Origin of the sequence: Flavobacterium psychroterrae (assembly GCF_018380615.1) — a bacterium.
Classification (GTDB): Bacteria; Bacteroidota; Bacteroidia; order Flavobacteriales; family Flavobacteriaceae; genus Flavobacterium; species Flavobacterium psychroterrae.
In genome coordinates, this window is the sequence record NZ_JAGYVZ010000024.1 from 22,524 (window position 1) to 34,437 (window position 11,914).

13 protein-coding genes are annotated in these 11,914 nt (G+C 36.7%); 4 read left to right on the forward strand and 9 right to left on the reverse strand.

What is annotated here, in order from left to right:
* Positions 1–8: 8 nt before the first annotated feature.
* From KHA90_RS20380 to KHA90_RS20390, 4 genes are all read right to left on the reverse strand, one after another.
* Entirely contained in the window at positions 9–1,991 is a 1,983-nt protein-coding gene (locus KHA90_RS20380) for a 2-oxoglutarate dehydrogenase E1 component (RefSeq protein ID WP_317197407.1), read from the reverse strand.
* Positions 1,883–2,758 carry a 2-oxoglutarate dehydrogenase E1 subunit family protein gene (locus KHA90_RS25485; protein ID WP_317197406.1) on the reverse strand — a complete coding sequence of 292 codons (876 nt, stop codon included), beginning with the start codon at positions 2,756–2,758 and terminating at the stop codon, positions 1,883–1,885. The genes KHA90_RS20380 and KHA90_RS25485 overlap by 109 nt, the downstream gene beginning before the upstream one ends.
* Positions 2,759–2,810: 52 nt before the next feature.
* Entirely contained in the window at positions 2,811–3,230 is a 420-nt protein-coding gene (locus KHA90_RS20385) for an OsmC family protein (RefSeq protein WP_213305687.1), read from the reverse strand.
* 128 nt (positions 3,231–3,358) lie between these two features.
* Positions 3,359–4,243 carry an AraC family transcriptional regulator gene (locus tag KHA90_RS20390; RefSeq protein ID WP_213305690.1) on the reverse strand — a complete coding sequence of 295 codons (885 nt, stop codon included), beginning with the start codon at positions 4,241–4,243 and terminating at the stop codon, positions 3,359–3,361.
* Positions 4,244–4,649: 406 nt separating this feature from the next.
* Between KHA90_RS20390 and KHA90_RS20395 the strand changes: the two genes are divergently transcribed.
* Positions 4,650–5,204 carry a YceI family protein gene (locus KHA90_RS20395; RefSeq protein WP_213305693.1) on the forward strand — a complete coding sequence of 185 codons (555 nt, stop codon included), beginning with the start codon at positions 4,650–4,652 and terminating at the stop codon, positions 5,202–5,204.
* A gap of 401 nt (positions 5,205–5,605) precedes the next feature.
* Here KHA90_RS20395 and KHA90_RS20400 read toward each other — a convergent pair whose 3' ends face one another.
* From KHA90_RS20400 to KHA90_RS20420, 5 genes are all read right to left on the reverse strand, one after another.
* Positions 5,606–6,001 (reverse strand): hypothetical protein, encoded by a 396-nt coding sequence (locus KHA90_RS20400; RefSeq protein ID WP_213305696.1) that lies wholly within the window; start codon positions 5,999–6,001, stop codon positions 5,606–5,608.
* A gap of 163 nt (positions 6,002–6,164) precedes the next feature.
* A complete protein-coding gene (locus KHA90_RS20405; RefSeq protein ID WP_213305699.1) occupies positions 6,165–6,935 on the reverse strand; it encodes an SDR family oxidoreductase in 771 nt (256 codons plus the stop codon).
* Between the two features lie 40 nt (positions 6,936–6,975).
* Entirely contained in the window at positions 6,976–7,959 is a 984-nt protein-coding gene (locus tag KHA90_RS20410) for a quinone oxidoreductase family protein (RefSeq protein ID WP_213305702.1), read from the reverse strand.
* A 4-nt stretch (positions 7,960–7,963) separates the two neighbouring features.
* A complete protein-coding gene (locus KHA90_RS20415) occupies positions 7,964–8,692 on the reverse strand; it encodes an SDR family oxidoreductase (protein ID WP_213305705.1) in 729 nt (242 codons plus the stop codon).
* 65 nt (positions 8,693–8,757) lie between these two features.
* On the reverse strand, positions 8,758–9,846 hold the full coding sequence (locus KHA90_RS20420; RefSeq protein ID WP_213305708.1) for an alkene reductase: 1,089 nt from the start codon (positions 9,844–9,846) through the stop codon (positions 8,758–8,760).
* A 102-nt stretch (positions 9,847–9,948) separates the two neighbouring features.
* Between KHA90_RS20420 and KHA90_RS20425 the strand changes: the two genes are divergently transcribed.
* The 3 genes from KHA90_RS20425 (at position 9,949) to KHA90_RS20435 (ending at position 11,898) form a co-directional block, all read left to right on the forward strand.
* Positions 9,949–10,383, forward strand: coding sequence for a winged helix-turn-helix transcriptional regulator (locus KHA90_RS20425; RefSeq protein WP_213305710.1), 435 nt, complete (start codon positions 9,949–9,951; stop codon positions 10,381–10,383).
* Positions 10,384–10,391: 8 nt separating this feature from the next.
* On the forward strand, positions 10,392–11,249 hold the full coding sequence (locus KHA90_RS20430; protein ID WP_213305713.1) for an alpha/beta hydrolase: 858 nt from the start codon (positions 10,392–10,394) through the stop codon (positions 11,247–11,249).
* A gap of 163 nt (positions 11,250–11,412) precedes the next feature.
* Positions 11,413–11,898, forward strand: coding sequence for a DUF1569 domain-containing protein (locus tag KHA90_RS20435; protein WP_213305716.1), 486 nt, complete (start codon positions 11,413–11,415; stop codon positions 11,896–11,898).
* The last annotated feature ends 16 nt before the right edge of the window (positions 11,899–11,914 follow it).

Below are 11,914 nucleotides of genomic sequence, written 5' to 3' on the forward strand. Positions count from 1 at the left end.
TATTTTTATTATGCTATTTTTTTGTCAGAAAACGCAGCTTCAACGATTGCTAACTGTTGTTTTTCGTGCATTTTGGCATATCCTGTAGCGGTACTGCTGCTTTCTTTACGTGAAATCAATTCCAGTTTTAAATTGCTTTTACACAGTTTTCTATATAAATAAGGCCATGCGCCCATATTTTCGGCTTCTTCCTGAACCCATACAAATTCTTCGCTATTTGGGTATTTTGCCATCAGATTTTCCATTTGCGCTAGAGGAGCAGGATAAAGCTGTTCTATACGAACAATTGCCACATCGTTTCTGGAATCTTCCTGTTGTTTTTCTAATAAATCGTAATAAATTTTTCCACTGGAAAATAAAACTCTTTTCACTTTTTCCGGCGCAACAAAGTCATCGTCAATCATTTTCATAAAATGTCCTTTTGTAAAAGCTTCAATTGCCGAAACACATTTTGGATGACGTAAAAGGCTTTTTGGAGTAAATATCACGAGTGGTTTTCTAAAATTGCGATGCTGTTGACGGCGCAACACGTGAAAAAGATTGGCCGGAGTGGTACAATTTACCACCTGAATGTTATCGTCAGCACAAAGCTCTAAAAAGCGTTCAATTCGGGCCGAAGAATGTTCCGGACCCTGACCTTCAAGACCGTGTGGTAATAGTAAAACCAAACCATTAGGGATTTGCCATTTTGTTTCGGCACTCGCAATATATTGATCGATTATGACTTGTGCTGTATTGACGAAATCTCCAAATTGGGCTTCCGAAACAACCAAAGATTGTGGCGTTGCCATAGCATATCCGTATTCAAAACCAAGTACAGCATACTCTGATAATAAAGAATTATAGATTTCAAATTTTCCACCTGATCCTAAAGACTTTAGGGGTATGTATTCTTCACCTGATTCTTCCATAGTCAATACGGCATGTCGGTGTGAAAAAGTTCCGCGTTCTACATCTTCACCACTAATTCGAACATCGAAATTTTCCTTTTGTAATGATCCGTAGGCGAGTAATTCTCCCATGGCCCAGTCAAATGTTTTGGTTTCTATTGTTTTTTTTCTGGCTTCAAATAATCGTTCTGTTTTTTTGAGAAATTTTCCGTGCGTAGGCAACGCTGTAATTTTAGAAGCAATCTCTAATAATTCTTCTTCTGATATCGCTGTCGGCGTTGGAGAATCAATTGTGTTGTCATCAGCAAATCCGAATCCTTCCCAAGCATCTGTAAATGCTGATTTTGGTAATGAGAGGCCTTCTTGTGTTTTAGCTTCTTCCAGAAGGATTTGTAATTCTTCTTTAAAAACATTTTCAATTTCAGCAGGATAACTTTCAGTAATGCTTTTTTCGGCTAATAACTTAGAAATATATACTTCTCTTGGATTCGGATGCGTATCGATAGCTTTGTATAATTCTGGTTGGGTAAATTTAGGTTCATCACCTTCATTATGACCGTATTTACGATACGAAAGGATATCAATAAAAACATCTTCGCTGAAAGCTTGTCTGTATTCCAGAGCCATGTTAAAAGCATGTGATACAGCTTCGGCATCATCTCCATTTACATGAAATACGGGTGCCAAAACAATTTTCGCCAAATCTGTACAATACGTACTGGAACGGGCATCTTTATAATCGGTAGTAAAACCAACCTGATTGTTGACTACCAAATGAATAGTTCCACCAACTTTATAACCTTCAAGCAAAGACATTTGCTGTAATTCATACACAACGCCCTGACCTGCAAGTGCGGCATCGCCATGAATAGTTATTGGGATAATCTTTTTACTGTCGCCTTTGTATTTAGTGTCAATTTTGGCACGAACCTGTTCCTGAACCACTGCATCTACAGCTTCAAGATGAGAAGGGTTAGGAGCAAGATTGAGTTCTATTTTCTTTCCATTCGAAAATTCAATTGTGTTGCTATAACCAAGATGATACTTAACATCACCTGAAAAACGGCCATCGGGATCGTTTTCCCTAGAAATTCGTTGAATATTTTTTTATAATCTTTCCCGATTATATTAGACAAAACATTGAGTCGGCCTCGATGTCCCATGCCAACTATAATTTCTTCTACACCAAGTTCAGTGCTTTTTTGAATCATTACATCCAAAGCAGGAATAAGGCTTTCTGTGCCTTCAAGCGAAAAACGTTTTTGACCTACGAATTTGGTATGAAGAAAATTTTCAAAAACAACTGCCTGATTCAATTTACCAAGAATTCGTTTTTTTTCTTCAATATTAAATTCAGTTCTGTTTCTGGTGCTTTCCATTTTGGTTTGCAACCAGGCTAATTTCTCCGGATCGCGAATGTATTTATATTCTGCACCAATAGACTGAGAATATGTTTGCTGTAATAAATCTATAATAGCTCTTAAACTGCCATTTGGAAGTCCAACTTCACTTCCTGAAATAAATAATTCATCCAAATTTTGATCGTCAAGTCCAAAATCCTTTAGATTGATGTCAGGAAAATGTTGTCTGCGTTCGCGTACCGGATTTGTTTTAGCAAATAAGTGACCACGTCTGCGATAGGCATCGATTAGGTTCATAACCTTCATTTCGGTTGCAAGCGTAGTAGAAATTTCTTCTTCTGAAAAAGCCGAAGGATTATTTTTTGCCCTGATGGATAATCCAAGATCAAGACCCTGAAAATAGTGTTGCCATCCGGATTCAACATTGGATGGTTCTTCTTTATATTGTTCATATAAATCATTCATATAATCTGCATTACCAGCAGACAGGTATATTTGATTGTTCATAATAATAAGTATTAGAAAATTGAATTTTAAGTGAAATCAGATGAAATGGATTTTATTCTGACAGTTCTGTATCAATAAAAACATTATTAGTTAATATTTGATGTACTGCAGAATGCGATCCTATTTCCTGAAGTTTTATTTTTTGTTCGTGGGATAATTTCCCATGTAATGTTATTTCTTTTGAAATGCTGACACTCTCATTCTGAATGACTTTTTTGAAAGTAATTTTAACTTCTGCTCCGTCAAGATGCCAACTACGATTGTCGGCGTATCTTTTTATTGTGGCAACTGTACAGGCAGCCAACGAGGAAAGTAAAAGCGAAAGCGGATTCATTCCCAATGAATGTCCACCTGATTCTTCAGATTCATCACTAAAAAAACTATGTCCGTGGGAATGAATTAGAATTTTGTGTTTGTCTTTTGCAATACTGGCAAATGCAGTTTCGGAATTACTTTTAGCATGAATTTCCATAATTTCTCTATTTAGATTTTAAGGAAAGAGCTAACGTAACGTGACAATGTATTGTTTTCATCTTTAGCTCTTTTTACAAAGCAAAGTTGAGGACAATTTGAAGGTTAAGAAATGGTAAAATAGGAGTTTTAGATGTCAATTTTTGCAAATTGGACTCGATATTCGACAGGAGAAATACCTGCAAGCTTTTTAAAAAATTTACTAAACTGATATTGATCTGAGAAATTAAGCGATGCTGAAATCTCTTTTATTAATGTTGAATCAAACTGAAGCTGGCGCTTGGCAGCGATCAGAATACGGTTGTCAATAAGCTCTTTAGGGTTTCGGCTATTGTACAATCTGCAAATGTCTGCTAATTTTCGGGTACTGATGTTAAGTTCATTGGCATAAAAAGCAACTTCATGATGGCTTGTAAATTTCTGTTCTAAAAGGTCAATAAAACGCTGAAATAAAATGTAATCATTATTGTTGGCATGCGAAGATGGCATAGCAATATCCTGCTGAAAATTACTAATCCGAATTAGTAATATTTTAAGGTACGAAGTCATCAATTCTGCTTTTCCCATATAATCAGGGCGTTTGTATTCTTTTAAAATATTATTTAACAAATCAGTAATATCAGCTGCTCGTTCATCCGATAATTTCAAATGAACGTTAATAAGCAAATGATTGAAAAGTGATGTTTTGAAATTATTAATGCTTTGTGCATCTTCCCAAAACACATCTTTAATGACAAGCATGTAACCCTGGATTTCGCCCACGTTTTGATAGTAATGCATTTGTCCTTCCGAAATCAAAAATAAATCATTTCCGGTCATTTTAAAGGTTGCATCATCTATAAAATGCATGCCGTCTGCTTTTGGAAACCATAATATTTCATAAAAATTATGGCGATGCGGAACATCGGTAACAGGATATTTGGCGGGGTGATGAACAATGTGAAATTGTTCCTTATATACTGCGGCAGGTGCAACGTGATCTAATTTTAGAATATCCTCATTCTTTTTTTTCATGCTTTTATTCATTACCTATTGTAAAAGTACTGTTTTATCTAATCAACGTTGTGTATATGATGAATTAAAGTGCCACAATATTTCTATTTCTTTTGGGGTTTCAATCGAAACTGAGGAGGAGTGAACATTGTATAAATATCTGTAAGACAGACTTGAATTATCACACATTTCTTCTTATTTAGTAAGATTATGGTTTTTTAAAATTTCAAAGCAATCTGTTTTTTCGTATAATTAACTTTTCAAATTAACTTTGAAAAAAATCCACGCTAATTTGCTTAATTATTTTTAAACCTAACGAAGTAAGATAATATAATTCCATTTTTTAACCATCAGATAGTGATCTACATCACGTAACAAATTTTAATAGTAGCCGTTCCTTTGTATTGTACTTTTAAATACAATAAAAATGGAAACAACAAATTTTAAAATCGTGAACTCAAGTAGCAATGTAGAATGGACCGGTAGAAAAGTAACCGGCTCTCATCATGGTACAATTGACATCAAAGATGGTATATTCACATTAATAGGTGGAAAAATAAGAGAAGGATTTATTATTATTGACAATTCTTCAATTAAAATTCTGGATGTAGCAGACCCAGTCTTAAACCTACAATTGGCAAGTGAGCTTGCCTCTGATGATTTTTTCTCAATTGAAAAATTTCCCAATTCATTTTTTGATATTTTTAATGTAAAAGAATTGTCGCCTAACACTTACTATCTTGAAGGAAATCTTACCATAAAAGGCATTTCTAATATTGTCGGATTTGAGGTTAAGGTAGAGAAAAGTGAAAATAGTATATCGCTTTCTGGTAAACTGGTTATTGATCGTACTCAATTTGAAATGAAATTCCGCTCAGGTAATTTCTTCGTAGATCTGGGTGCTAAATTAATCTATAATTACTTCCAGCTGAATTTTAGCATCATGGCCGAAGCCATTTTTTCAGAACAATTCCAAAATTAAAGCGATGTCTTACGTAAAAATTTCTGGATGTAAAAATAAAAGCATTTAGAAGGCAGTTTGGAGGCGTGAGAAAATAGATTTTTTTTCTCTTCAGATTATTTAATCTTTTGCTTAATCTCCAGGTTTTGATCCTGATTCAAAAAAATAAGCTAATCTATTATTTAATTAGTTTTTAAATAAAAAATGGCGTCAATTGTCTTCAATTGACGCCATTTGGCTTTGTAGTGAAAGGAACAGGACAAATTTCTATAAAATTTTTGGAAGATTTGAAGAGATTGGCTTACTGGAAGTAGAGGCTGTCTTTAGATGTCTTCAGTATTTTGGTTTGGATGTCCCGTTGGGGAGTGATGGAAAAATTATTTGATTTCACAAATGATTTCAGGAAAATTTTATTGAATAATTTATTTAAAGTAAAAATAAATAGCCTTAACTTCTTGTGGCAAAAAAGGTATTATCTCCATATACTGTTTGCTTACCGGATCGCCACTATCATAACCTACACAAAGACCATCACCTACAAGAGTAAATTTACCTACCTGAGCTTTCATTGAACCTGTTGAAACCTGTTTGTCGTTGATATACAATTTTGCAGTTCCAATTGATTCATGGTGTTCACCGGCTTTCTCTTTGGTAAATTCCATTCCAAAAGTATATTTACCAGGTTTTAAAGGCTCAGCAGAAACCAATTGCTGTTCGGTAATGCCAAGGAAATTATAAACATAATACAATTTATGATCTTTGATAAATAAACTGTGGCCTCCAAAACGGGAACCATGAGCAAAGATTACATTGCTCACTTTTGCCAGAATTTGCACTCCAAGTAAACCAGAGTTGGAGAATATATCTGATCAACGGATAAAAGAGTTTGGAAAATAGATATTTTAATTTAAAAAAATAAGCTATCAGAACGTAATCATTCTAATAGCCTATGGTTAAGGACTGCGGTATAAAATTATAAAGTTATGCTTTTAACAGTTTTGCATTACCCTTTGCAGGATTTAATATCTTTTGTGCCAAAGAAGGGAAAAAACGGTGCATGTAATAAACTGCTTTGGTGAGACCCAGTCGGATGGTGTATTTGTTTTTTCTGATTCCAGAGATCAACCCTTTAATTAACTCTTCGGGAGGCATTCTCTTTACATCATATTCTTCGGTCATTTCAGTAGCTACGACTGGAGGCAGCAATTCAAAAACTTTTACATTGCTATTGATCAGCTGCAAATGCTCCCGCAAGGAAACCGTGTAAAAACGAACTGCAGCCTTTGAGGCACAATACGTTGGAGAGGTAATCATCGGTGCGTAGCTCAGAAAAGAAGAGGTATTGATAATTGCAGCTTCTTTTCGGGATTTCAGCATCTCCATGAAAATATTATTCAGTCGGATTACGCCCAAATAGTTGATATTGATTTCAGCTTCGGCCTTTTCAAAATGTTTGTCTTTTGGAAAGCCGAAATTATCAGCTCCCCCCATAATACCGGCATTGTTATAGAGAATGTCGATTCCCCCTAAATTTTTTACCTGCTCGAATAATGAATGTGCATCGGCTTCAACTGCCGCATCACTTTGAATGGCAGTTATCGATGGGTATTTTGTCTTTGCTTCGTCTAGCTTGGCCTGATTTCTTCCAGTTACAATAACCTTGCATCCTGCTTCTAAAAATTGCTTTGTTGCTTCCAGTCCAATTCCGGCAGTTCCGCCAGTTATCAATATTGTTTTGCCTTTTAATTCCATTTTTTTGTTTTTAAGTTCTACCGATTATCTTTTTTGTCTGTTATTCCCAAGGAGTCAAAACTACCTTGCCGGTAGATTTTCTTCCTTCTACCAATCGGTGTGCTTCAGCTGCTTGTGACAAAGGCAAAACGGCACCAATTTGAAGGTCTAATTGTCCTGCTAGTACAAAACCTATGATTTCTTTTAAAGTGCTTTGCAGTAATTCAGGCAATCCAAGATACGCAAAAACACTAAACCCTGTTACAGAATGACTGGGAACTGTCAAATCCCAAGGATTTATGTTTGGAACTTCTCCGCTGGATTGCCCCAAATAAACCATTCTTCCAAATTGTGCCATTGCGTTTAAGGCTTGCCCGGTCGTTTCTCCACCAGCCAATTCGATTACTACATCAACCCCTTTTCCATCGGTTAATTCCTTTACTTTCTCGCTCCAACCTTCTTGCGTATAATCTACAGAAGCATCGGCACCAAGTTCTTCCGCAATTTTTCTTTTTTCTGGGGAACTTGCCGCAGCGATTACCTTGCCGGCTCCGTATAATTTAGCCAACTGTACTGCAAAAGAGCCTACTCCGCCGGCAGCACCTTCTATCAAAATGCTTTCTCCAGCCTGCATCCTGCCCGCATGCTTGATTGATAAAGCTGCTGTTAATCCTTGTGCCATCAAAGTAGTAGCTTGTGAAGCTGTAATCCCTAGAGGCAATGGAATTACCAATCCTTCCGGCACGCTTACGTATTGAGCATATCCGCCAGTGGAAGGAGTTGCCACAACAAAATCGCCTACTTTTAGGTTTGCAACATCCGAACCAATTTCGATGATGGTACCTGAAACTTCGGCACCAATAGTGTAAGGCCCGGCAGTCTGTTCTGGGTAATACTTCCCGTTCCTGCGCATGATATCAGCGAAGTTTACACCTACGGCTTCCACTTTAATAAGCACTTCAAAGGCACTTGGTTGGGGTGTAGGCACTTCTTCATATTTAAGGACCTCTGGGCTCCCTGTTTCGTAAAATCGTATTGCTTTCATTTTTTTAATTATTAATTTTTGTGATTGCTTCTTGAATTGCCGAATGGATTTTTTTACTTTCTCCAACAGGTACTTCAAATTGGTCTTTTGCTAAAGCAAGGACCAATTCGTCGGCAACTTCTGCAGGCGGAATTCCGTTCGCCCCGCCAATTGCAGCCGAAAATTCTGTATTTACTAATGGTGGAAACACTTCAAAAACATTTACGTTTTCATTTTCTGCCAGCTTATCTCTTAAGCCTTCTGTATAATTGTGTAATGCAGCTTTGCTTGCAGCGTAAGTAGGCCCGTACGGGTTTCCTCTAAATGCGGCAATAGAAGTGATATTTACTATGGCAGCATTTTCCTGACCGAGTAATTGTGGCAACATTAATTCTGTAAAATCAATAACACTTAAATAATTGGTGTTCATTTCCAGGGCAGCTAGTTCCGCAGACTTGACTTCCGGATTATTCAAATCGTTTAAAAACGCAATACCCGCATTGTTGATGATGATGTTCACTTCCGGATGGTTTTCAATCAATTCTTTCGCAATGCGGATACGATCTCTTTTTTCAGACAAGTCACCCTGAATAGCAACCGTATTTTCTAATTCGCCCAATGCCTTTTGAAGGCGCTCTTCGTTCCTTCCGTTGATGATGATCTTGTTGCCTGCGGCACTTAGTTTTTTAGCCATTGCCAAGCCAATTCCGGCACTTCCGCCAGAGATAAAAATGGTATTTCCTGATGTTTTCATTTGTTTATTTTTTAGTATTTTTTATTTAATTCGATAATCTTTCATATGCTTGGTCGCCCGAAATATTACAATACTGGATAATCTGTATATCCTTTTTCTCCCGGTGTATAGAAAGTATCTTGGTCGGGCTGATTTAGCGGGGCATCGGTTTTAAATCGGGCTACCAGATCGGGATTGGCAATAAAAGGAGTTCCGAAAGAAACCAGGTCGGCATCGCCCTCGCTGATTATTTTTGCAGCACTTTCCTTGTTGAAACCATTGTTGATGATAATGGTTCCGTTGTAGATTTTGCGAAAATGTCTGGCTACATTTACAATCGCATTTTTATTTTGCGAAACATCGGTGAATGGTCGCATTAAATGAACGTATGCCAGATTGTAATCGTTTAATCTCTTGATGATAGTGTCATATAATTCAATGGTTTCGTCATCAGTATTGATGCCCATCATTCCGTCCAGAGAAGTATTGAAACGGATTCCTACGCGGGAAAGATCAACTACTTTTTTCAATTCATCTAAAACTTCAAAAAGAAACCGGGAACGATTTTCTACAGAGCCTCCATACTTGTCAGTGCGGATATTTGAATTTTTAGAGAAAAATTGTTGAAACAAATAGCCATTCGCAGCGTGCAGTTCAATTCCATCAAAATTAGCTTCAAAAGCATTGATTGCGCCTTGCTTAAAATCTGCGATTGTTTGTTTGATGTCTTCCAAAGTCATTTCTTTAGGAGTTACGGTATCTTTAAAACCTTCTGCTGTAAACGCCTGTGTATTGGGATTGATGGCCGAAGGTGCCAATGGTAATTTTCCATCGTGTAAATCCGGGTGTGAATTTCTGCCGGTGTGCCAAAGTTGGGCGAATATTTTCCCGTTTGCTTTGTGTACGGCTTCGGTAAATATTTTCCAGCCCTCAATTTGTGCTTTTGAATAAATGGCTGGCACGTTAATTACACCAACGGCATCTTTGCTCACGTAAGTTCCTTCGGTAATGATTAAGCCGGCTGTGGCCCTTTGTGCATAATATTCCGCTATCAGTTCAGTTGCTGCATGTTCAGGATTATCAGCCCGGCTTCTGGTCATTGGTGCCATTACCATTCTGTTATTCAATTGTAATCCGTTCAAGTCGTAATTTTCAAAAAGTGTATCAGAATTCATTATATTTTAAAATTTTATGATTAAATTTGCTTGCGAATTGCAAGTGCAAATGTAAATAATTACTTTTAATTTGCAAGTGGTTTTTAAAAAGAATTAAAAAAAATGAAAAATAAAGTAAACAGGTCAGGCTGTCCTATTAGCAGTATGCTGGATATATTTGGGGATAAGTGGTCATTATTAATCATCAGGGACATGGTGTTTTCTGATAAAAATACTTACGGAGATTTTTTAAAATCAGATGAAAAAATAGCTACTAATATTTTAGCAGCTAGACTTTTGACACTTGAAGAGAGTGGGGTGATTCAGAAACTGGAACATCCAGGCAGTAAGGCAAAAGTGTTGTACATGCTTACCGAAAAGGGAATTGACTTATTGCCTGTCCTTTTAGAAATTCAATTTTGGGCAGACAAGCATCTTACTGTCCTGCCAGAAATAAAAGTCTTTTTGAAGGAGGCTAAAAAAGACAGGGAAAAGTTTATAAAGACATTGAGCAGGCAATTGAAAGGGCGGCTTTCGAGCACAGGAAATGGAAAATAGAACTACTAATGAAAAAGGAAAACATCACTATTGAGGGCCAAGCGGCACATTACTGCTCCATTGCAACTGATGGAGAAGAGGCTCATTTTTATCCCGGCAATGGTTTTCCTGCTGGGGTTTACTTGCCATTATTGCATTCATTATCTGCAAAATATTCACTGACAACTTTGGCTTTTCGAGCGACCTGGGAAAATGCAAAACCACAGGTCAAACCCGTCAATTGGGAAGTTTATGCAGATGATCTCATTGCTTTCTTAGATGAGAAATACGACAAGCCTATTGTAGGAATCGGACATTCGCAAGGAGCAACAGCAAGCCTCATTGCAGCGGTAAAACGTCCCGATTTGTTCAAGGAACTTTATTTGATTGAACCCGTTTCTGTGACAAAATTTGATGAAAAATACATCAGCCTGATTCCTTATTTCATCAAGAAAAAAGCAGAACCTTTTAAATCCGCACTAAAAAAGAAATCCACTTGGGGAAGCCCTTATGAATATTTTGAATTTCTGCAAAAAAGCAAAGGTTTCAAACGGATGAAGGAAGAAAATTTGAAACTGTTTTCCACAGAAAGTTTAAGACAGAAAGAAGACGGAAGCTACGAATTCATTTTTCCCATCGATTGGGAAGTAGCAAATTATGCCTTGCCTGTAAACATTGATAACTATTTAAAAGCACTAAAAGTTCCTTGTAAAATTATCCTTGGCAAGCCCTCTTTCTTCCTGAATGAAAAAGTACGCTCGAACCTGAAAGAAATTGTGAAAGGAGAAATTGTAATCAACCCAAATTATGGACATTTAATCCCCTTGGAAGCGCCTGATTTTTGTGCTGGGCAAATTATATGTGTCAATAATAGCAATTCAAGATAGATATTAGGAGCAGGAGGTTTCAATTGTATCAAATCAAGGAGTTCTGTTTGATGAATTCATAGTGTTTTTTATTAACTGTCTTTTTGTGTCAGACATTCCAACTTTTGTGTTACAAGGAAGCTGTTTGACTGTTATAAATTTGTATAACCCTAATAACGATAAAATGACTCATACATCAGAACCAGAGAAAATTGACAGTAAAGATTTTTTTACGGCAAAAACAGTAGCCCTATTTACGAAAAGAATTAACAACCTATCTCCAAATTCTAAAAGAGCCTGGGGCACGATGTCACCCGATCAGATGCTGCACCATTTGAATCTGGCCTGTGGAAGTTCATTAGGCTATTTTAATTTACCGGATGAAAGTACTTTTTCGACAAGGACTGTAGGCAAATGGCTTTTGGTGGATTTATTACCAAATATGCCAAAAGGTTTGAAAATGCCTGTCGGTTTTGCAATACCCTCAAAAGAACATTTTGATTTTGAAAAAGAAAGGGCTCTACTATTAGAGATAATAAACAAAGCTTCCAATAGTAAAAGTACTGATAGCTGGACGCCACACGTAGCTTTTGGTCACTTAAGCAAAAAGCAATGGAGCAAACTGCTGACCAAACACATTGACTATCATTTAAGACAGTTTGGCGTTTAAATACTAGAATTACATT

Bases quoted from the DNA above. Each gene is read 5' to 3' on its own strand.
- KHA90_RS25485 (WP_317197406.1), bottom strand. From the start codon at position 2,758: ATGAACAATCAAATATACCTGTCTGCTGGTAATGCAGATTATATGAAT.
- KHA90_RS20385 (WP_213305687.1), bottom strand. From the start codon at position 3,230: ATGGAAATTCATGCTAAAAGTAATTCCGAAACTGCATTTGCCAGTATT.
- KHA90_RS20390 (WP_213305690.1), bottom strand. From the start codon at position 4,243: ATGAAAAAAAAGAATGAGGATATTCTAAAATTAGATCACGTTGCACCT.
- KHA90_RS20395 (WP_213305693.1), top strand. From the start codon at position 4,650: ATGGAAACAACAAATTTTAAAATCGTGAACTCAAGTAGCAATGTAGAA.
- KHA90_RS20405 (WP_213305699.1), bottom strand. From the start codon at position 6,935: ATGGAATTAAAAGGCAAAACAATATTGATAACTGGCGGAACTGCCGGA.
- KHA90_RS20410 (WP_213305702.1), bottom strand. From the start codon at position 7,959: ATGAAAGCAATACGATTTTACGAAACAGGGAGCCCAGAGGTCCTTAAA.
- KHA90_RS20415 (WP_213305705.1), bottom strand. From the start codon at position 8,692: ATGAAAACATCAGGAAATACCATTTTTATCTCTGGCGGAAGTGCCGGA.
- KHA90_RS20420 (WP_213305708.1), bottom strand. From the start codon at position 9,846: ATGAATTCTGATACACTTTTTGAAAATTACGACTTGAACGGATTACAA.
- KHA90_RS20425 (WP_213305710.1), top strand. From the start codon at position 9,949: ATGAAAAATAAAGTAAACAGGTCAGGCTGTCCTATTAGCAGTATGCTG.
- KHA90_RS20430 (WP_213305713.1), top strand. From the start codon at position 10,392: ATGAAAAAGGAAAACATCACTATTGAGGGCCAAGCGGCACATTACTGC.
- KHA90_RS20435 (WP_213305716.1), top strand. From the start codon at position 11,413: ATGACTCATACATCAGAACCAGAGAAAATTGACAGTAAAGATTTTTTT.